The organism is Ruegeria sp. AN11 (assembly GCF_056536005.1).
Window position 1 is genome coordinate 2,464,352 of the sequence record NZ_JBQFJD010000001.1, and the last position, 19,825, is coordinate 2,484,176.

24 protein-coding genes, 1 tRNA gene and 1 pseudogene are annotated in these 19,825 nt (G+C 51.5%); 17 read left to right on the forward strand and 9 right to left on the reverse strand.

From position 1 onward, the window contains the following. The first annotated feature begins 44 nt into the window (after positions 1-44). From ACR3EQ_RS12150 to ACR3EQ_RS12170, 5 genes are all read left to right on the forward strand, one after another. Positions 45-350, forward strand: a complete 306-nt coding sequence (locus ACR3EQ_RS12150) for a hypothetical protein (protein ID WP_170418736.1) — start codon at positions 45-47, stop codon at positions 348-350. A 42-nt stretch (positions 351-392) separates the two neighbouring features. After that, complete coding sequence (locus tag ACR3EQ_RS12155) at positions 393-566, forward strand: hypothetical protein (protein ID WP_157054209.1); 174 nt, start codon at positions 393-395, stop codon at positions 564-566. 120 nt (positions 567-686) lie between these two features. Further along, positions 687-1,331 (forward strand): protein-tyrosine phosphatase family protein, encoded by a 645-nt coding sequence (locus tag ACR3EQ_RS12160; RefSeq protein WP_170786509.1) that lies wholly within the window; start codon positions 687-689, stop codon positions 1,329-1,331. A 19-nt stretch (positions 1,332-1,350) separates the two neighbouring features. After that, positions 1,351-2,784, forward strand: coding sequence for a hypothetical protein (locus ACR3EQ_RS12165; RefSeq protein WP_170520106.1), 1,434 nt, complete (start codon positions 1,351-1,353; stop codon positions 2,782-2,784). Beyond that, positions 2,774-3,715 carry a metallophosphoesterase family protein gene (locus ACR3EQ_RS12170; RefSeq protein WP_480490764.1) on the forward strand — a complete coding sequence of 314 codons (942 nt, stop codon included), beginning with the start codon at positions 2,774-2,776 and terminating at the stop codon, positions 3,713-3,715. Before ACR3EQ_RS12165 ends, ACR3EQ_RS12170 begins: the two co-directional genes overlap by 11 nt. Here the strand turns inward: ACR3EQ_RS12170 and ACR3EQ_RS12175 are convergent, their stop codons facing one another. Continuing rightward, positions 3,716-4,495, reverse strand: coding sequence for a DUF4956 domain-containing protein (locus ACR3EQ_RS12175; protein WP_480490766.1), 780 nt, complete (start codon positions 4,493-4,495; stop codon positions 3,716-3,718). It lies immediately after the preceding gene. A 160-nt stretch (positions 4,496-4,655) separates the two neighbouring features. Here ACR3EQ_RS12175 and ACR3EQ_RS12180 point away from each other — a divergent pair, with 160 nt between their 5' ends. After that, the gene (locus ACR3EQ_RS12180) at positions 4,656-5,588 is read left to right on the forward strand and encodes an SdiA-regulated domain-containing protein (protein WP_480490767.1); all 933 of its coding nucleotides are present in this window, start codon (positions 4,656-4,658) and stop codon (positions 5,586-5,588) included. An 88-nt stretch (positions 5,589-5,676) separates the two neighbouring features. Here the strand turns inward: ACR3EQ_RS12180 and ACR3EQ_RS12185 are convergent, their stop codons facing one another. Both ACR3EQ_RS12185 and ACR3EQ_RS12190 read right to left on the reverse strand, forming a co-directional pair. Beyond that, complete coding sequence (locus ACR3EQ_RS12185; protein WP_480490769.1) at positions 5,677-7,713, reverse strand: autotransporter family protein; 2,037 nt, start codon at positions 7,711-7,713, stop codon at positions 5,677-5,679. 1,049 nt (positions 7,714-8,762) lie between these two features. Next, positions 8,763-8,960 carry a DUF3955 domain-containing protein gene (locus tag ACR3EQ_RS12190; RefSeq protein WP_170657922.1) on the reverse strand — a complete coding sequence of 66 codons (198 nt, stop codon included), beginning with the start codon at positions 8,958-8,960 and terminating at the stop codon, positions 8,763-8,765. A gap of 123 nt (positions 8,961-9,083) precedes the next feature. On the opposite strand from ACR3EQ_RS12190, the gene ACR3EQ_RS12195 reads away from it, so the two are divergent. Next, complete coding sequence (locus ACR3EQ_RS12195; RefSeq protein WP_480490771.1) at positions 9,084-9,860, forward strand: 2-keto-4-pentenoate hydratase; 777 nt, start codon at positions 9,084-9,086, stop codon at positions 9,858-9,860. Positions 9,861-9,989: 129 nt separating this feature from the next. Beyond that, positions 9,990-11,441, forward strand: a complete 1,452-nt coding sequence (locus ACR3EQ_RS12200; protein WP_480490772.1) for a DUF2779 domain-containing protein — start codon at positions 9,990-9,992, stop codon at positions 11,439-11,441. Positions 11,442-11,526: 85 nt separating this feature from the next. Here the strand turns inward: ACR3EQ_RS12200 and ACR3EQ_RS12205 are convergent, their stop codons facing one another. After that, positions 11,527-12,501: an adenylate/guanylate cyclase domain-containing protein gene (locus ACR3EQ_RS12205; RefSeq protein WP_170808406.1), complete on the reverse strand. Its 975-nt coding sequence runs from the start codon at positions 12,499-12,501 to the stop codon at positions 11,527-11,529. A gap of 22 nt (positions 12,502-12,523) precedes the next feature. Here ACR3EQ_RS12205 and ACR3EQ_RS12210 point away from each other — a divergent pair, with 22 nt between their 5' ends. The 9 genes from ACR3EQ_RS12210 (at position 12,524) to ACR3EQ_RS12250 (ending at position 15,694) form a co-directional block, all read left to right on the forward strand. Continuing rightward, positions 12,524-12,718 carry a hypothetical protein gene (locus ACR3EQ_RS12210; RefSeq protein WP_170808407.1) on the forward strand — a complete coding sequence of 65 codons (195 nt, stop codon included), beginning with the start codon at positions 12,524-12,526 and terminating at the stop codon, positions 12,716-12,718. Between the two features lie 248 nt (positions 12,719-12,966). After that, a tRNA-OTHER gene (locus ACR3EQ_RS12215) sits at positions 12,967-13,060 on the forward strand. 19 nt (positions 13,061-13,079) lie between these two features. Beyond that, entirely contained in the window at positions 13,080-13,241 is a 162-nt protein-coding gene (locus ACR3EQ_RS12220; RefSeq protein WP_480490773.1) for a hypothetical protein, read from the forward strand. After that, complete coding sequence (locus ACR3EQ_RS12225; RefSeq protein WP_480490774.1) at positions 13,234-14,292, forward strand: hypothetical protein; 1,059 nt, start codon at positions 13,234-13,236, stop codon at positions 14,290-14,292. The genes ACR3EQ_RS12220 and ACR3EQ_RS12225 overlap by 8 nt, the downstream gene beginning before the upstream one ends. After that, positions 14,285-14,446 (forward strand): hypothetical protein, encoded by a 162-nt coding sequence (locus ACR3EQ_RS12230; RefSeq protein WP_480490775.1) that lies wholly within the window; start codon positions 14,285-14,287, stop codon positions 14,444-14,446. Before ACR3EQ_RS12225 ends, ACR3EQ_RS12230 begins: the two co-directional genes overlap by 8 nt. Further along, positions 14,439-14,591, forward strand: a complete 153-nt coding sequence (locus tag ACR3EQ_RS12235; RefSeq protein WP_480490776.1) for a hypothetical protein — start codon at positions 14,439-14,441, stop codon at positions 14,589-14,591. The genes ACR3EQ_RS12230 and ACR3EQ_RS12235 overlap by 8 nt, the downstream gene beginning before the upstream one ends. Beyond that, positions 14,591-14,905, forward strand: coding sequence for a hypothetical protein (locus tag ACR3EQ_RS12240; RefSeq protein WP_480490777.1), 315 nt, complete (start codon positions 14,591-14,593; stop codon positions 14,903-14,905). Before ACR3EQ_RS12235 ends, ACR3EQ_RS12240 begins: the two co-directional genes overlap by 1 nt. Beyond that, complete coding sequence (locus ACR3EQ_RS12245; RefSeq protein ID WP_480490779.1) at positions 14,902-15,093, forward strand: hypothetical protein; 192 nt, start codon at positions 14,902-14,904, stop codon at positions 15,091-15,093. Before ACR3EQ_RS12240 ends, ACR3EQ_RS12245 begins: the two co-directional genes overlap by 4 nt. Before the next feature lie 4 nt (positions 15,094-15,097). Continuing rightward, positions 15,098-15,694, forward strand: coding sequence for a hypothetical protein (locus tag ACR3EQ_RS12250; RefSeq protein WP_480490781.1), 597 nt, complete (start codon positions 15,098-15,100; stop codon positions 15,692-15,694). A gap of 418 nt (positions 15,695-16,112) precedes the next feature. On the opposite strand, the pseudogene ACR3EQ_RS12255 reads toward ACR3EQ_RS12250, so the two are convergent. The 5 genes and pseudogenes from ACR3EQ_RS12255 to ACR3EQ_RS12275 all read right to left on the reverse strand — a co-directional run. Beyond that, positions 16,113-16,982: pseudogene (locus ACR3EQ_RS12255) on the reverse strand (ABC transporter substrate-binding protein); the annotation flags it as partial. A gap of 2 nt (positions 16,983-16,984) precedes the next feature. Beyond that, the gene (locus ACR3EQ_RS12260; RefSeq protein ID WP_170612379.1) at positions 16,985-17,815 is read right to left on the reverse strand and encodes an IS3 family transposase; all 831 of its coding nucleotides are present in this window, start codon (positions 17,813-17,815) and stop codon (positions 16,985-16,987) included. 23 nt (positions 17,816-17,838) lie between these two features. After that, a complete protein-coding gene (locus tag ACR3EQ_RS12265) occupies positions 17,839-18,126 on the reverse strand; it encodes a transposase (RefSeq protein WP_170548140.1) in 288 nt (95 codons plus the stop codon). A gap of 68 nt (positions 18,127-18,194) precedes the next feature. Further along, positions 18,195-18,884, reverse strand: a complete 690-nt coding sequence (locus ACR3EQ_RS12270; protein ID WP_170613978.1) for a hypothetical protein — start codon at positions 18,882-18,884, stop codon at positions 18,195-18,197. Then, on the reverse strand, positions 18,884-19,021 hold the full coding sequence (locus ACR3EQ_RS12275) for a hypothetical protein (RefSeq protein WP_170613979.1): 138 nt from the start codon (positions 19,019-19,021) through the stop codon (positions 18,884-18,886). Before ACR3EQ_RS12275 ends, ACR3EQ_RS12270 begins: the two co-directional genes overlap by 1 nt. Positions 19,022-19,825 lie beyond the last annotated feature (804 nt).

Below are 19,825 nucleotides of genomic sequence, written 5' to 3' on the forward strand. Positions count from 1 at the left end.
CCAGAAGCCCTTGAACACGTTCCCAAAACAGCCAGGAAAAACACATGAGAACCAATGTCCTAATGGTGATCGGCGCGGTATGTATTTCTGCACTTGCAGCATGCGAAGAGAGTGGCGGATCGGTGGATGCAAGTGCACCAACTGTGGGCAGCTCTAGCGATCTTTCGCCATTTGAAGGGGCAAGAGCGGGCCAAGCTGAAATGGGCATCCAAAGTCTCGGATTTGAACTCATCCGAAGCGAAGGGCTGACCTCGTACTGGTTTAACAAGGATACAGGTGCATGTGCTCAGATCACGACGTCTGAGGGAAGGTACTCAGATGTAGCTATGCTGCCATCAGGTGACTGCTGACAAATTTCCATCAATCCCAAATCCAAGAGAAGGAGCCCAAACTTGCAATTCGACCTGGCACACGCGGCGGTCATCGTTGTCGCCTTAATCATCACTAACCTGGCATTGAAATCGGCTGGCGTGATCAACGAAGAAAACAAGCACCAATGGAACTGGAAAGTTGTTCTAGCCTACTTCGTAGTCGTCGTTATCATCAATCTCGTGTGGCCCATCTAAAGTTTCACAGCGGAAAGCTATTTGCCCACTTGATATGGTTGTCATGAACTAGCCTTTCCGAGAGACTATCAGGTCGCAAGAGTTTGAGCATTAAAGGTTCAAGAATAGAAAGGATTTGGCATGCGGTTTTTGGCGTCCCTCATATTCATTGGTGTTCTCGCAACCGCTGCGAATTCTGACGTGACCAGTCGAAATGGCGGTCCAAGCAAAAGTCAAATGCTTTCAAAGGGTGGTGACGGAGGCATTGATGGTGTCGCTTTCTTTCGCCCAGTCTTAAGCGGAGTGTTGTATCGATCCGGTTTCAAGGGCGGCGACAAGGATCGAACTGGCCTAAGTGAAGGTCAACGCGAAACTCTGTGCGGCGAAGGGTTTTCAACCGGGTTTTATGCCGACTTCGGCAAAAACACTGAATACGGTCGCACCAGCTGCGGAAACGGATCCTTTGACTATCAGAGCGCCAGATCCTCTCGACCCGATGCTGTCATGGCGTCCATACACGAGGTGATTAAAAACCCTGGAAAGGGCCCTGTTCTGGTGCACTGCATGTGGGGCGTTCATTCCTCAGGTGCATTGTCGGCGATGGCGCTCGTTCAGTTTTGCGGTTGGACAGAAGAAAGGGCCAAGGAATATTGGAATGATGCCCGAAACGGAGCCCCTTGTTCAGGCGGGTGCGACCAGTGGATTGACTCAAAATTTTCCAACTTCAGTGTCGACCCAAAATTGAAGATCTCCAACGAGCAACAGGCAGCGATTTGCCCCAAATGATATTGGGAGGACTATCCAAATGAAGTTCAATCTTCTGGGGTCACTTGCTTTAATTGCACCCACTGTCTTGTGGGCGAACGACGATGTTCTCGGTGAAGCCACGACATTTGATAGTCCCAACGGCGTTACTGAACGCTGTATTCGGATCGAAAAAGTTCCAACGGGCGAGTATAAGAAAAGCGATCTTGAGGAAGAAACGGCCTATTGCGAGATCGATTTCTATGCCTCCGAAATTGCTATTTGCCCAAAAACCTGGAGCACCAGCCCAGGAATGGCAGTCTACGATATTTCGGAAGGACCTTACGTGGGGAACCGTTCTGAATTCGAGAGAAACGCTTGCAAAGAGGGGAAGGCGGCAAAAGATCTGGCTAAGGACAGGGTGGCTAAATTCAAGTCCACCATGAACCAAAAAGGCACCAGTGGAACCTTTTCCACGTCTTCACTGCTTTACTATCATTTCTCCAGATATTTCGACGCGACTGTAAAAGTTCCAGTCGCCGTTTGGCGTAGCATGGACGCCCAGGCGCATTTTTCCGAGGTCGCCGAGCCTGGCCTTGCGATTTCTGGTGGCTCTCATGGCGGGCGCATGAACCACGAAGGCTGGCGGGTCTTCGCAGCTGCGGATGCTGACCCGAACTCATACCAGCCAACCGACGATCTGTTCACCGCAGATCGAACGCAAATATTCGGTGTGCTGCTTGATAGCCCTGGGCATCGATACGGCTCGGAAATCAACGGCACCCGTAAATCTGGTTGGGGAAAAGGTCAGAACCGCGATTTTCAGGAAACTCCTGCTTTCTTGGCTTTGCGTTCTTCAAAACCCTTGCCAGAGGCCATTGTAGTGGGCGTCGGAGAAGGTCGAAGAGACCGGATGATCAACAAGGATCTCGGTCCCGATGTCAGCGACCAACAGATGGCATTTTGGATGCAAGAACTTACCGAGATTGTACTCCTCGATTTCATCTTTAGCCAGCAGGACCGCGTAGGAAACATAGACTTCACACCCTATTGGTATTGGGTCGAAGACGGAAAGCTGAAGCATAAGAAAGCCAAGCACCATGAGCCAAACGATGGAGACGTTCCCGCCGACGCGTTATTGATCCGTCGCAGCAATCTAAACGACAACGATGCTGGCGGGCGTGTCGAGTATGCCAACTTCGCGAAATCCACTCAAATGCTGGAGAAAATGCGGCACTTCTCTCCAAGCGTGTATCGGCGCTTGGTCGCTTTGAATAGTGATCTTCAATCTCAAGGTCCCGTCTACGGCTGGCTATCGCAAAGCCTTGGGTTGTCAGACAGGCAGATTGCACAAGTTGTAAAAAACACCGAGCTGGCAACGTCCATTCTCCAGGACAATTGCTCAAATGGCGATTTGATGTTCGACTTGGATCCTGTCGCATTCTTTTTGAGAAACAACACCGAGGTAGAGACAGTGGATTGTAATGACCCGTAGGCTTTCTACGCTTTTCGCGGCGTTCATTTGGACCACTCTGATCGCCTGCAAAGCGGCGGCATTGGATGTTATCGTCATATCGGATCTGAACGGCAGCTATGGTTCGGTGAAATACGATGCCCGCGTCGACAAGGCGATTAAGCGGATAGTCGAGATTGATCCAGATCTGGTGATTTCGACGGGCGATATGGTCGCGGGACAGCGCATTCCCAACTTGTCAGACAAACAGGTCAGAGAGATGTGGAAGGCGTTTCACGAGGCCGTATCAGATCCTTTAGAGGCTGCCGGCATTCCATTTGCGGTCACACCAGGAAACCATGATGCCTCCGCCTACCGAGGGTTCGAGCGTGAAAGAAAAATATACGCAGAGGAATGGACTCCGAGAAAACCAAGCGTCGACTTCCTGGTTTCGGATGACTACCCGTTCTTCTACGCATTTGAGATGCAGGGCATTACGTTTGCGTCTCTGGATGCAACGACCCTGGGCCCGCTATCCGGTGATCAGCAGGACCGGCTACAGGAACTGGGTGCAGACGGGGACCCGATTGTCACTTTCAGTCACCTCCCACTTTGGCCCTTCGCGATCCAGCGCGAGCGCGAAATCATCGGTGATCCGACACTTGAAAAAATCTATTTGGAAAGCGGTGTCGTTCTGCATCTGTCAGGCCACCATCATGCCTTCTATCCCGGTTGGAAAGACGGTGTGGCTTATGTCTCTCAAGCTTGTTTGGGAGGTGGTCCGCGGCGGCTTATTGGCGATAGCGCCAGATCACCTCACAGCTTCACTCATGTTACGTTCCAGCCGAACGGAGAGTTTGGGATAGCAGCATATCGAGGACCCGATTTCGAAAGGTCGGTAAACTTCAAGTCGCTTCCGAAAGAGATCAGATCCCCGAACGCGGTGTTGAAACGTTTGGACCTTGTTAAATGACTAGAGGTTGAGTTTCAGCTCAACTTTATCAGGGACCAGATCGTTTATCATCTCTTCTATCCGGGCTTCTGAAAGCCCTCCCGAGGTGATGAAAAGCAATGAGACGCGAGACTTTCCGGGGACGTGGTGTTTTCTGACCAGCTTCCAGCCAGCGTCTGCGGCCATAGCTTCAATGGCCCCGCTGACGTTCAATGAGTGTTCTTCGTCTGATGCTTTGAGCGAAATTTCCACACCCTTGTTTCGTCCACCGAGCCAAATGAAACACCAACATACAACCGCCACCAGTGTGGCCATCAGCGGCAAGCCCAAACCGACCGCAAGACCAAGAACAGTCACGATTATCATTTCGACAGTGTCCACCGGATCATCGAGATTGGAGCGGAACCTGAGCAACGCTCCGATTCCAAATATGACAAAACCGATCATTGACCCGTGCTGAACCACCAGAAAACCAACCGCCATGCCGATAAGCGCATACAGGAAGAAAAGCCTTGGCATAACTATGTCGCGGACGCTTCTACGGGCTTTACGTCTCACCGGATGATAGACGATCAAGCCAGCCAGAATGATCGTGACGATCACATCGAGAGTAAAGAAATACAGTTCCTGTTTGCCACGAAACTGCGTCCACCGGCGTTCGATAACGATTTCTGACCCCGAAGCCCCGGCCAGCATCGTCGCAGGGTCGACTTGTGACACCGCAGCACCTGGCAACAGCAGCATCAACAACACGGTCACAAGTGTGAGGGTCGTATTCAACTTGTCTTCCTTCCTGCTCAAGCCAAAGGCTTACGCTTAACAAAAGCACATCGTGCCCTATTCAATTCAATCGCAACAGGCGGGATCAGGTAAAGAGATTACAGTGCATTCTTCGGACATCGTATCCGGACTGTGATACGAACGCTGATACAGGGATGTGGTCCAAGCGCGAGAGAATCCAATGACAGAAAACAGAGTGTTTTCGTCAAAAGCTGAAATTTCACGGTGTTTCTGCAAACTTAGACGACTCGCTTTTACGGCCAGCTTGTTTGCGGCAGCCTTCTTGCCTTGGACCGATTTTGCCTACGCCGAAAGTGCTGGTTTGGTTCTGGTCGATAAATTCAAGGTGGCAGACAAATCAGAGGGATTTTCAGAGCCTTCCGGTTTGGCAATGTCTAACGCTGAAGGCTTCTTGTGGTCTGTAAGTGATGCCGAACCTAAACTGCACCTACTCGGAGTCGACGGGGTATTAGGAAACTCTTTCAAGTTGCCAGCATTGGCAGGATCAGATTTGGAGGGTGTTGCACCTCGAAAGGATGGGTCTGTTTTGGTGCTTCAAGAAACTGACCGATCAATCCTAGTCGTTCACCCAACCGACCCCATTCAACTGACGACAATACCTCTCGCATCTCTTAAAGGTTACCCGACCGCCGCTGCATTACTCGTCGGCAACCCTTTGAACAAGGGACCCGAAGGCATCGCCGTTGACCCGGAATCTGGGCGGGTGTTCGTTGGCATTGAGGGACAACCAAGGTTGTTAATGGTGTTATCGCCAGAGCTGGACGAAATTATTGAGATCATTCCTTTAGCCCGCGATGCAGGTTTTATCTCCGAGCGTGTAGATGATGATGAACTGGATTTGAGTGGCCTGGCCTGGTCCCGGTCCTCGCGTTCTCTTTGGATTGTGAGTGACAAAAGCCGTCAGATCTTCGTCTACAATCCAAAATCCAAGTCAGTAAAGTCTATCAGTTTGACGTTCACAGAAGATGGCGAACAAAAGGAAGTTAAACATCCCGAAGGAATCGCTCTCGATGAGACCAAAGGGCTTCTCTACATCCTGACAGACGACGCCAAGAAATCACGGCTTTACGTTTTTAATATCCCCAAATTTTGATCGTTAGAGAATGAAGTTCACATCGCCACAATAGCTGACGCAAGTTGTTGCAGCTAGCTTACCATTCCTCGTCGTTGGTCCACCCTAATCAGAACCGAACACTTAAATTCGCACCTAGGCCATGTTCTTGGCCATTGGAGCGAACAGAATAGCCATATCCTGCCGTTAGTCTGGCCAGATCAGAGATCTGATACCCTAGCCCCAGACCAAGTACGAAGCCATTTGCACCTCGGTTTTGTCCGACTTGTGTGAACGTGCCAAATATCGGGCTCGTCACAGTGATTTCGTGCTCACTATCCTTGTTGGCAAAGAAGTCATACTCGTAACGAGCAAAGGCGATTGGGGTTAGCAATCCATTCTCTGTCAAGAAGTCGCGTTGGTAATCAACTCCAATGGAAGCAACCAGAGACTCTGCGTTCGCTTTCTCAATCGAGTAGTTGAAATCACCACCGCCCGTCTCTGTGCCTGAACCTTGTTGAATACGCCCGTAGTTCAATCCAAAAACCGTAGAAACCCTTGCACCGCTGTCCAGGTTAAACAGCTTCCGTGCCTGGATACCGGCATGGATGCCCTCTTGGTCCAAATCAGACTTTGCCTCGCCTCCCGTAAAGGCATCAACAGAAGGGTTATTTCGCTTGGCGTCGGTTTCACCGAACATGTAACCGACCAGCCCGGAGAACTCCCAAGTTCCGGTTGTTGTGCGCCCATAGACGCCCACATGATAGCTGTCGGTCGAAAAGTCCTGATCGACTTGATCGTGTTCATCCATGGAGGATGTCCCAAAACCTGCGTACACGCCGACCACACCTCTATCGGTGCTTGCGACATCCGCTCCGACCAAAATCGTGCCCAGCGAATAGTCGAATGTCCCAAGGCCATTGCTTCCATCAACGTCCCCGCTTACATAGGTCGTGTCGATCCACCAGCGCCGATCAGAGCAGTCTATTGCGCCGCTCGGGCTCTGGGCCGAGTCGATGTCGCCTTCTGCAACGGGTTGATCCGCATTGCTGAAGCCAACCGCTTGATACTTGCGGCAGTCAGCATGGCTCAGCACAGTGTTTGTTATCAGGTCAAGTTGCTCAAGCCCAACGGTCAAATTGGAGGAATAGGGCTCTGCGTGCACACGATTAAATCCAGACAAACCTGAATTGGTAAGCGTGTTAACGGTATTACCCAAGGTTGAGCCATTGGTCAGATTAGTTCCAGGTGACGTGTTTGTGGTGTTAGCCACCGCACCAGCAAGGTTGCTTGCATTGGGAGATCCAACAACTGATGGATGTTGTGGTAAACTCGAGACGGGGAGGGTCGAAAACGCTATGTCGATTCTACCGTCCGCGGTTGGCGTGTTTGAGATACTCAGACTGGATAGGGCGGGCAGAGATCCTCCGGCAACAAGAGTTGGGGAGTTTCCATCGAAACGCGAGGCTTGAAAAACCGTGTAGTCGTTGCCAGCAGCATAGTCCTGCGTAGTCAGGCCGGGACGAGCGGCTTCGACTTGTATAGTGGCGCGGTTAATCCCTATAACGGGCCCGCTGGATGACACCAAATCGGCTTTCTGACCGGCCGTCGGATCGACTTCACTTAAGATCCTTGACCCAGTTTCAAAGGCGATACCGCCACTATTGTTAAGCGTACCAATTGAAAAGCCCGGCGAAAGCACCCCTCCGTTCTTAACTGTGAAGTTGAATGCGTTCACGGTTCCCGTTCCGGCCAGCGTGCCAAAATTCTCAAAGTTTACGGTGTTCAAACTGCTTGCTGCATCGAGCCGAACGGTCGTGCCTGCCGCTATCGCCATGTCACTGGTTGAAGAAATCGAACTGTTCGTCAGTGTGAAATCAGAAGCCTCAGCAACCCGCGTCTGAATATAGTAGGCCCCAAAAACCACTTCAGTAGCACCCATAACAGTAAGGTTGTCGTACGTTAACGGTCGGTCTGACTGGAAGTAGACTTCAGTGGGGTCGATATTCGCGCCGTTGAAGGGAGCGAACGTCATTGATCTGCCGGAACCAATCGAAGTTCCAATGAGGTTCACTCTGAGCTTCCCGTTGATGTTTGTTGCCAACGCTTCCCGGGATACAAAGTCTCCGCTACCCGCCGCGACATCAACATTCAGAAGAGTTAACACAGAAGCATTGCTTGGGACGGTATTTTGGCCCGGAACATACAACTCAATTTCACCTGAGGACGTAATTGAGGAATTTCCAATTGTAAGTCCTGTAATGGGTCCGTTTGGGATCGGGAGACACGTGCGTTCCGTCGTTGAGATTGTTTGATTAACGCGAGTGCTTTCAGATCCAGAAGCATACTCTATTCGAGGAGACCCCAATTCTACGCAGGCCTGTGAGCTTTGGGCTTGTACTTTGGTTGGCGACATCAAATAAGCCAAAATTACGAATGAGATATTCGCCAGAGTGATGAGCTGAGCAATTCGACTTAGTGGGAACGGCCTATTGTTTGTCACCAACTTTCTCCTCTCGCGGTACAAGCGAAGCTACCTCAACTTAGGACTGGAAAAACAAAGTTTATCTTTTTGGATTTTTTGTTGTGGCATATGAGCAAACTCACAACACGGGAAGGTCTGCCCAATGCAGACCTGCTCGTGCAATTACTGCGAGGCAAGACAAGCCGGGTTTTGCATTCCGACCATACCCACCTTTGCGTAGAAGCAGTCGCAAAAGGTCAAGCCTTGAAACGATTTTCCCGAGCTTGACGGGCGCTGAACAGCGCCATTGAGTATAGGCATGGATCATTGGATTTCGGAGTCGATAGCTAAGATCAATGCAGATGCTCACCGCTCTGCCGATACGCACCTTTTCAAGCTAGTAGGCCAAAACTTCTGGACCGAGATTGATCTGATCGAGGGCGCGTTCCTTATTCAGAAACTCGACGAAACCAATTTGAAGTTTGAGTTTTAGAGTTTGCCAATTTTCGACAATATCTGAAAGCTGGTTGACTGACACCAAGAGAATGAAACAATAAACTGAGCAATGACACGGAGTACGAAGATACTGTTGGCGCTCACCGTATTGACGGTGGGGTTATGCATGTTCCTAGCGGGACGTGCGGTCGAACGTTACCAATATTAGGAGGCCTGCCTAGACTTGGGCGGAGGTCGCCATCCTAGAGATTACCCGATTTGCGTTTTGGAACAGCGTTCTAACTGACGGACGCGTCTCAGTCACGCCGCGATTGGAACAAAGAAGCTACGAGCACAACGATGCCAATTGCTGCGAGAATGAAAGTCAGCGGCAAAAAGAAGCTTTCTTGCAGAACGCCGTTTGGGTCGACACCGCCATAAAACAGATGCTCTGAAAGCCCACTTAGTGCTGCAAGGAAAAGGATGACGATACCAAAAAGGCGAAGTTTGGTCATGTCAGGTCTCCTAGGGAATGGACCAATAGTTAGCATCGTTTTTCATACCTGTGCATTGAGGAACCTAATTCTTCAATACCTTGATTGCATCGCAATCCAGCCGTCGGCGCGTATAATGCGAATATGACAAGAGATATTGAAGCTAACGCTAAAACAATCGCTGATGCCCTGACCTCTGCTCAGCAGATAACTAAACTGTCTTCAGATGCAGTACCGCTGACTCTGGATGACGCTTATTCGATTGCAAGTCGCGTCCGAGAGCTACAGGGCAAAAAGAGAGTTGGCCGGAAGGTCGGCTTCACGAACCGCGCGATTTGGCCTGTTTACGATGTAGATCAACCCATTTGGGGAGAGGTCCACGCAGATGGGCTGTTTTCGACTGATCAGCCGGTAAACTTGGCAAGGTATTCAGAACCGAGAATCGAGCCAGAAATCGTACTAGGTCTTGGCTATACGCCGACGGCTGAAATGAACAATGAGCAATTGGCAGGTTGCGTAGAGTGGGTTGCTCCAGGATTTGAAATTGTTCAATCGATTTATCCCAACTGGAAATTCTCGGTCGAAGACTCAATCGCAGCACAAGGATTGCACGGCTGCCTTGTTCTTGGCGACAAAATCGCGGCGACGCATGATGTCTTGACCGGCTTGGCCGAAGTGCCTCTAGCATTGTTCAAGGGCACCGAGGCTATCGAGTCCGGCAAGGGTGAAAACGCGCTCGGTGGCCCAATTGAAGTCCTGGCTCATCTTGTTTCTCTGCTCTCAGACGCCGACCGGCTTCAAGGAGGCGAGCTAGTCACAACTGGTACTTTGACAGACGCATGGCCAGTGTTTCCGGGCGAACAATGGTCAGCGGGCTTTGGTGGTGTCATGGACACCGAGCTGTCGGTGCGATTTACATGAGGCTGTAATAGAGTTGTGACGCCTACTTCACCAAAGAAAAGTTACCCTCAATAGCTGGGCGCGATAGTCTTCCACTGATTTCATCAATTCTGGAATGCAAATTATACGATGCTATCCAAATCAGATTACATGATGTTTCTCAGGCACCCCGCCTGGCTATGGATCAAGAAACACGCCAGGCATCTGCTGCCGCCGATTGACCCTTCATTGCAAGCACGTTTTGACGAGGGGCACGCGTTTGAGCCATATGCTGAGGAGCTATTTGGTGATCTCGTTCGCCTCGGTTTTTCAGATTTTTCAGAATACCAGGCTCTGCCCGCGCGTACTTTGGAGGCTTGGAGAGATGGTGCAAACGCAGTGGCGCAGGGACGCTATGAAGATGGAACCATAACTTGCATCTCCGACATCGTGAGCCGCAGTGACGATGGGTACGTTCTGACAGAGATCAAGAGCGGGACATCTGCAAAGCCCGAACACACTTTTGATCTCGCATTCCAGCGTGTCGTACTTGAGGCAGCGGGGTTCCCCATTGCGCGCTGCGAAGTGGCACATGTGAACCGTGATTACGTCAGAAACGGCGAAATCAATCCGCAAGAGCTTGTCAGCATCACTGACATCACGGATGCGGTGACTGAGCAGCTCGAAAAAACACGCACGCGTATCGATCAGGCATTGAGCGTCGTTGCCAGCGGTACGATGCCTGATCCGTCCCCCGAACGTGCGCGCCTTAAATCCTATGGTGAATGGCTGGAGATCCGCGAAAAACTCGACCCACCTCTCGCGCATGACAGTATCCACCGCCTTCCGTTCATGAATGCGGAAAAAGCCTCGGAACTCATCGCAAATGGGATCACAAAGATTGACGAGATCAGTGATCCATCTGTGTTAGGCAAGTCGACACAGCGCTACTTGAGAGCTCTGGCGAACGGTGAACGCACAATCGATCATCAGGAGTTAAGCAGGTTTCTGAGCGAGATTGTCTATCCGGTTCACTACTTTGACTACGAGACATCTCAGAGTTTGCTGCCACCCTGGGACGGAACGCGTCCCTATCAGCAAGTGGCTTTCCAGTATTCCTTGCATATCCAGCATGAGCCTGGCGGAGAAATTGAGCACAGGGAGTATCTCCACCGAGACGCCAGTAACCCAATGCCAGCCTTGCTGAAAAGGCTTCGTGAGGACATAGGAAACGTTGGCTCTGTAGTGGTTTGGTATGCTCCGTTCGAGAAATCGCGCAATACGGAAATGGCGGAAACTTATCCAGAGCATGCAGAGTTCCTGGAAGGCCTAAACGCCCGCGTTGTAGATCTTATGAAGCCGTTTGCAGATGAAGTGATCAACGATCCCGCGTTCAAGGGAAGCGCCTCTATCAAGGCCGTTCTTCCAGCGTTTTTGCCAGAACTTTCATACGATGATCTGGACATCAAAGAGGGGGCGAGCGCGTCTCGCCTTTGGAAGGACGTAACACTGACCGAACCGGATGATCCAGCGCGCGAGAAGGTCTATTCTGGTCTTGTGGCGTATTGCACGCGCGACACCTGGGCGATGGTCGAAATTCATCGGGAATTGCTGGCGATGTGAGGTGTGCCGCGAACCTCAAAACAACTGGCGGTGCTGCTACCCTACGAGACTAGGCGATTTGCCGGAGTTACGGCGCCCCCAAGACTTAATCTTGCCAATCCAGCCGATACAAAACGTGGTGACCGCGTAGACCTTTCAGGAGTCTGGGTTCTATTTCAGAAAAAGAGAAATCGGTTCGTCCTCCGACCATGGCGCGAGTCGCATCTGAAACGAGTATCTCGCCCGCCGCACCAACGGTCGTTATGCGTGACGCTTTATTGACCACCGTACCGAAAAAATCTCCACGAGATTGCACGACATCACCAGTATGAATCCCAATCCGGACACCGAAAGATGGCTCCTCGGAAGCCGATGCAATGGCCCCCTGAATCTTGATAGCGGCCGTTAGTGCTTCTTTCGCGGACGGAAAGACGGACAACGTTCCGTCTCCAAGGGATTTCACGAACTGGCCATGATACTTTTCAATGATCGCCGCCAAGACTTGGAAGTGGTTTTCGATCAGCACCGACCAACGCTGATCGCCCAACGCCTCCGCCAACGTTGTGCTGCCCTCCACATCAGTGAAAAGTACCGAAGCCAAACCTTCAGTTTGGATCAGTTCGGGTCCATCTTCGCGCGCAGCATCAACCAGTTTTTGGATGGCCAGCTGTTCTTTACCCACGAGTTCAATATTTGGAGTGGGCACTGAAGCGTGGCGATTGATGATCTTCCAAGCCGCACCCTCCAAGACAAAAATCAGAACGGTGCGGTAGAAGACGGGCTCATCAAAGCCGACAAACTGAATCTTATGGACAAAGGATGACCATCCGGTTTCTGCGTTTTCAAAGGCCTCAGCTTCAACTTCTTCGAAAACGACGGGAGCCGGGATCTCCGCAAAAAAGCCGCTAACCCCATCGCGAACTGCTTGCCCGCTCCAAAACTCACCTTCGCCTGTCCCAACGAACCTTAGTTCATCTGATTTCGAGAGATAGTTCCGTAATTCGTCAGTATTCTTCTTGGTTCTGAGTATTTCATACCAACGCCTTGAAACTGCCAGCAATTCAGGTGAGGAACGTATCATCACAAATGTCTCGAGACGCTAAATGGAACGAGATTTACAAGGCCTTGCAACCGGTATCTCCATTTTTCGAAAGATGCAGATCAATGCTGCCGCTGAGGTTTGGTCAGATCAAGACTTTTGTATTTCTCCAGAACAGAGCGCACCAAACGCAGATCAAAAGACGCGCGGCGGTTCAGAGCGAGTTATCGACGGAACTTCTGAGTTCGAATCCGGATGACAGGGCATCGAATCGCTTCGCTGTCTGAGAGCTACTCGACGCTGTACTGAACCGTAAAATAGGATGCTTCATTCTTTTTGGCACACGCTAAGCTAGAAGGTTCCCAGAACTACGCGGTGAATTTCTAGGTGCAGCACGCTCTGTCTTGACATGGTTATGCGAACTGGTTCAGCTTGCGGACATGACGTTCACACGCATCCACTGCCATCGAATATCGGCCTGAGGTCGATAACCCACGCAAAATCCGTGGGAGGCAGCATTGGTATGCGGGCGAGGCTTATATCCTTGTAATTGCTCCAGATTAGAGTGCACGAGTCGGTTCGATTCCGACGCCTCCTACCATTCTCAGGAGGAATCCGACATGGCGGACGACGTGAAGAACACAATTGACTTCAACGATATCAAGCAATCGGTCGAGGAGTGCCTCGGACGCACACCCGAAGGCTGGTCCGGCTTGCCAGATCTCGAGAGGGGTCTTCCATATCAACAAGACCAAGTTCTGGAGAATGTGACTGATGGATGATGCCGAAAAGAGCTGGAAGGAATTCCGGGGAAAGGTCCGAGGTGTGATCGAGGACCATGGAGCGCCAGATGATCTCCGCTCATTTGACGCCTGGTACGCCGAAGAGATGCGTTTGGTGATGGCGCACAACTACCCAGCTCCGCACGTCTCTGACGTCACATGGTCGACCGAGGGTTTGCATGTCGAGTGTAGTGACCTCGAAGTGGTCGACCGTATGATGACTGCTATGGCGGAGGTTTCACACGATCTCAAAGAGGCGCGGGCCCGGAGGTCAGTGATGAGCAGTGTTGTCGACTGGAATGATATTCATGGAAGCGTCTTCAAGCAGCTTGGTAAGTATCGTGCCGGGTGGGCGGAGCAGCTTACGCTTGCACTTGAGAAAGTGAAAAGGTTGATCGACGAGCAGCCCGACCTGTTTGGTGGTGAATACCCGTCCATCGTTCAGATCAAACAGAAATGGGGAGGCTTGCGCGTCTATGAGGGCCAGGGCTGCAACCAGGCTACGAGTGAAGAGATTCAATGGCGTGTCGATCAGATTGAGCAAACCTGTGAAGGTTGTTCTAATTCTGCACAACGCCAGAGCATCCTTGGGTTTGTGACGACGCTTTGCAGCTGGTGCTACAATGATGCTCTGCGGCGGCGATTTGAGGGCGCCGAAGAATCCTGGCCCGACAGCCTGAGGCTGGACATTGTGGAAAACTATCCAGACCTCGTTTCTCCGGATTGCGCATCTCTTGTTCCTGCTGTCGGAAAGGGCTGGCTCGTCATGATTTCGCAAGCACTCCACAAGCTTTCCTTCAGTCAGGATTTCAGGGCACTGGACCCTGGAACTATTCAGATCTCGGATATTAAGAAAGGCCAGGATGGCCAGATTTCCATCGGTTTCAGTCGATACAACGATCTCATTCAGGAGTACGCTGACTGGATGGAATTTCGATGCGGTGTGACGTGTGAAGAGTGTGGCCACGTTGGTGACATCGTTCGGACAGCCGACAGGTCTCAAGTGCTCTGTTCTCACTGTTACTGTACTCGGGAGAAGTCTGATGGGTGATGACGACGTTGAGCTGGATGAACAAACCTTGCGTTTGCTTAGGCTTCGGGAGGCTGAAATTGCGGCCGGTCGAGCAAAACTTACCAAGCCGATTACCTCGGATGAGATCCGGTCGCGAAAGGTGCCTGATCCGAAGGGTAAGCCAGATGAGTGACGAGACTTCAAAAGAGGAAATCCCAATTTTCGTAATCTGCGAGACTTTGGTGAACGGCCAACTTCGAGCGATTGAAGGAAAAGAAATCACTGTAAAACCAAACAAGATCTTAGTCTTGACGATCAGTGTCGAGGATGTTGAGTGATGACAGATGATTTTTCAGAAGAAGAGATCTTCGGGCGCCCGTTACAGGATGTTCCTCTGGATGCCTTGATCGCAGAGTTGCAAGCTCGTCGCAGAGAGGGTCCGGAGGTCTGGCTTGCATTGCGCAAAATGATTCTCGAGCAAATCGCCGATTTTGCACAGCGTCCGGCCGATGCGCCCAAATGGCGGGATGAATGGGTCAAAGAGAACACCTGGGATCTAGTGACTGAAGACCATGATGTCGAGATCACTGATGGTAGCGGCAACGTGTTCGACGACCTCGGGATCGAAGACCCAAGGAAGAAGAATTGGTGATGGGGGCCGAGCATTTCAGCTTGATCTTATCCGCCGTGATCATTGTCGCTTTGACGATCTACGTCAGACACATCGTCCACACTGCTGGAAAAGATCGCGAAGTCGATCCAGAGCGAGTGAAGAAGATCATGCGAGATCTGGACTACAGCCACCTGGACCGGGTGATGAACCTGCGAAGGAAGGGCTAGCGGGATGTTGAAGGTGGTTGTTTACGTCGGTGATCAAGAAGTCGCTCGAGCTGTAGCTGAGAACGATTCAGAGCTCTCGGACGTGTCTGATTACAATATTCGAATGAGCGAACGGGCCGCTGAACAGCTGGGCATTCAGGAAAAAGGCCTTGGCGGCCGGATTAAAGGCCACCCTCGAAATCAGACGGTCTGGAGGCTCGTCCGCAAGATCGCAGACCTTTGGCTTGCGGGGACCGGCGCGGGCGAAGAAAGCGTTGAGGCAGAACTGCTGCCGATGATCCGCAAGTCAATCCGCGAACTAGATGAGAGGGTCGAAAAGGAAACGAACCAAAGCGAAGATTGGAATGCTGTGATCAAGCAGATTTCTGATGACGAGCCGTATTCCCTAGGCTTCTACGCTGACAAATTTGAGTCGTGGACAGCGGACGAGATTGAAGCTCTTCGATGTGATGTGGTTGAGACAGCCACAGAGGAAGAACTAATGGCCGAGGTCGAACGCCGGCGAAGAGCTGGTCTACTGCCCAAGGAGGCCTCGAATGATGGCTTCTCAGATATGGTTGATGATCTCTGGGGCAAACTCGATACAGACCCAGACCGCTAGTACAGCGTACCTGCCGCCCTTAACCAATATTTGACATAAGAAGTCTATGGCGACTGTCGTCGTAGTAGTGCGTGCTTCTTCTAAGCGCCTCTCCTGCTAGGAACCAAAGCGCCACGGATAAGCATTTCCCCAGCACTGCTCTGCGGAACTATGTACCACCAGTCTCTACTATGAGCATGGTTGACCGCAACCAGCCCAAAGCGGACATTCAAAGTCAAGCTTTGCAACCTCCAAGAGTGCACAAGACGCCAATTTGGCTACGGTTGCGCTAAAGACCAATAGTACGTCACAGCGATTCCACGACCTTTTCGAAATTTGATGGTTGGCCATCATTCGATGGCCGACTTCCCCAACTGGCACAGAGCAAGTTCTCTTGCTAAAGCCGGTTCGCCTGTGTTTGCCAAAGTCCGGAAACTCTTCATCTAAACCCGATGGTCGCAAAAGAACTATCCCGCACTTCAACTTCCCTAAATGAACCGGCGCTTTCCCCCGTTCCAATAAGTTCGACCGCTGAGCCACCAACGTAGTCGATCTCTTTTCCAGCGGCGAGTAGCTCCAGCCCTTTTGCCAACTGTCCAGGAAAAATCTTCTCGCCTGGAGCATTCGCAACTTCCCAAATCTTGGGGCCGTAACTTTGCGAGTTTGTGGATCCCGCAGCTTGCATCGCAAGAATCATGATCGCAATCGCATCGTAGACTTCTGCTACGTAGGGAAGGGTTCCATCGACCTCATCGCCCATCCATTCGGCAAGCAGAGACAAGCCTTGGCTCTGATTACCACTAACTTGACCGAAAGAACCTTGAAGACTTGGGCCAACACTGCTCAGAAGGCTGTCGCCAATCATCGTACTTGGCAGACCGAAAACTTCGAAAGCTCCCAAATCAAGAGACGTTCGAATGATCCCGAGCCCGCCCTGATCAATGTAACCGACGACCACCAGCACGTCACCGCCCGCTGCGGCCAAAGTCGCAATATCAGCGGAATAGTCCACTTTGCCGTCCTCGTGTGCTGCTGTGATGGTAACCTGACCACCTGCTGCTCCGAAGGAAGATTTGATCGCTTCAGATAATCCCTTGCCAAAGTCGTTATTTGTGTACGTAAGGGCAATCGAGCGAATTCCTCGGTCCAGCAGTATGTCCGCCATTACCTCGCCTTCACGCACGTCTGACGCCACTGTTCTGAAAAACAATCCCTTGTCATCTATCGCACTTAGACTTGGCGAACTCGCCCCAGGTGACACCATCACTATTCCGTTTGGAATAGCGACATTTGTTAGAATGGCCGCAGTGTCTAGCCCCCTCGTTCGGCACCACTAAATTGAGGTTTCTCTAATAAGGTTTCAGGCACAGGTGGGCGCATGTTCAGAGCATGATGTGGCCGGATCTGGTTGTATTGTCTGAGCCAGACATTGATGGCGACCTGAGCTTGTTTGGTTGTGTGGAACCATTCGGCGTTGAGGACTTCGCGACGGAGTGTTCCGTTGAAGCGTTCGTTGTAGCCATTTTCCCACGGTGACCCTGGGTAGATCTGGATCGGTTGGATACCGACCCGTCGGAGCCACTCCTGAAGCGGTGCAGCGATGAACTCCGGGCCGTTGTCTGAACGAATAAACTCGGGCTTACCGTGTTTCATCAGCAGCCGGTGCAGAACGTCCAGAACGTCAGCTGCATTCATTCTGGGTCGCACTGCCACGCAGAGCGCCTCACGGGTGTACTCATCAAGCACAGTCAGCATCTTGTAGCTCCGCCCACTGCTCAGCTTGTCATGGACAAAATCAATCGCCCAGACATGGTTGGGATGCGTGGGCCTGAGCCGGATGACAGAGCTGCCCTTGTGATAGAGCCGCCTTCGTTTCTTATGCCGATGTGGCAGCTGCAAGCCTTCTTCGCCCCATAATCGTTCGATCTTCTTGTGATTGACCTGCCAGCCCTCTATCCGCAAAAGCGCTGTCACTTTCCGATAACCATATCGTCCGTATTGCTTGGCCAGCCGGATCATCGCCAGGCGCAGCGCATCATCACTAGTAGCCTTGGACCGATAGCGATGACTGGACCGCGCCACACCCAACACTGCGCAGGTTCGACGTTCCGATGTATCCAGCTTTTGGCGGGTGTGGATCACGGCCTGACGCAACCCATCAACCGTCAGGCCTTGGGCTTTAAATGATCCAGGCTCTCCTTCAGGATCAGCTTGTCGAGCTGAAGATCAGCCACGATCTTCTTAAGCCGCTCATTCTCTTTCTGAAGCGCTCGCATCTCTGACAACTGCGGCCGCCCCATGCCGCCAAACTTCTTGCGCCAGTAGTAATACGTCTTGTCTGAAATCCCCGCCTTCCGACAAGCGCTCACAACATCCAAACCATCATGCAAATGCACGTCGATCTCGCGCAAAAGCTTCAACGCATCTTCATCCGAATACCGCTTCCGAGCCATCCATCATCCCTTCCGTGACACCAAAATAGTGGCACAGTTTTACGGGGCTAAGACAGCTGGAACGTACGTCATAGAACCGAGCGAACAGCGTCGCGCAGTTCCTGATGCATAATCCAAGTTGCTGGCTCATCGTCACTTTCGATGTGAGAAAATGCCAGGACCTGAGCGGCGCCATCATTCTGTACCGATCCGGCTTCGGGTAGGTCCAGTTCCAGATATTCTGCGATCAATAGTCCGATTTTCTTGAAAACCTTGATGGAGGCCTCGCGTGATTTGTAACCGGCTGCCTGAGACAAGTGACCAATGGTCAGACCTTCCCTACCTGCGATAGTAAGTGCTTTGAGCATTGTGACCTGCGCAGGGGTGAGCCTGATCTGGCGCAATGCCTCTGCATATTCTCTTGCACTGGGAACGAGCGTGCCGGAGTTTCCTTCCAAACGTCGTTGACCGCTACGTTTCCTGTCTCGTTCTTCGAGAATTTCTTTTAAGGCTTCAATGGCCAATGCTGGTGTTTCGCCAACTGCATCGGCAATCATTGCCTGCGTTTTAGCCGGTGGCTTGGGAAATGCGCGCGCAACGCAGTTACCACTCAGAATGCCGGCCTTAATCAAGTACTTGCCAAACTGTTCCTCAATCACACCGGCTACGTCAGCGTTCCGCGACTTACGAACACTGCGTTCCTGAAATGCTCTTTGTTCTAGGTCGCGAATTGCCGATTTTGGGTGTCGGAGGCTAACCTGAGGGGTGCTTTTACGCATCAGAGAAACACCACCACAATTATGGCCGCAACAATCACCGCCGATGCGACAAACATCTTTATGCTGTAGGACCAGCGTTGCGCCTTTTCGGCTTTGAGTATTTTACCCAGGTTTTCGTCAATCGAGTTATGGTTCACGGATTCGTCCTTCCGGATATGTCAGGAGGTATTGGTTCCCACCAACCTATTGTCGCGGCACATTTTCGGTGCACTTATCGTTCTGTCGTGTAAACGGCCGATTGCATTCCCAACCGTCACCTCTCCGATTCAAGTGAGCATTTGAAGGGACAAGGATCGCAATGCATCTGTCCCGGTTTGCGCGATAACCTCGTTTGCATTTCCATCCAGAAAAGGTTTCAGGCGCAAGATATGCATGCTGTGGAATTGCCACAGGTTCACAGCTACTCTCCGCTGCCCTGTAACCTCTGAGGCACACCCAACCATCCGAGCTTCTTTTGTCGCTCAGACGACCGTTTTTTGGAACTTCTATTGCAACACAATCCTGGTTCTCCTTACGAAATCCCCAGTTGCAGTGTAATTCCTGCACACCAAACCGGGTTTCGACGTACCCATTTTGAGGTGAAATCACCTCTTCACACTCGTCCCCGATACGCTGGAACAACCGGTTGCACTCCCACCGATCTCCGGTTGATGCAAGATAGGCATTTTCTGGAACTCTTATTTCCTCGCAGAGTTCTCCGACAATCTGAAAACCATGATTGCATTCCCAGCCGCTGCCAAAGAAGCTACCCGTCAAATATGCGTTTTCCGGTAAGTCTATTCTTTGGCACGATCCGTTCTTGTTTTCGAAACCTTCGTCACAAATCGATCCATCGGCATTGCCTGCGACTTGGGCAGGAAGCTGCGTCCCTGAGAACAACACCAAGATTGTCGGGATCAAACAAAGAATGCAGCGCGCAAACAGGATGAATGACTGATTGA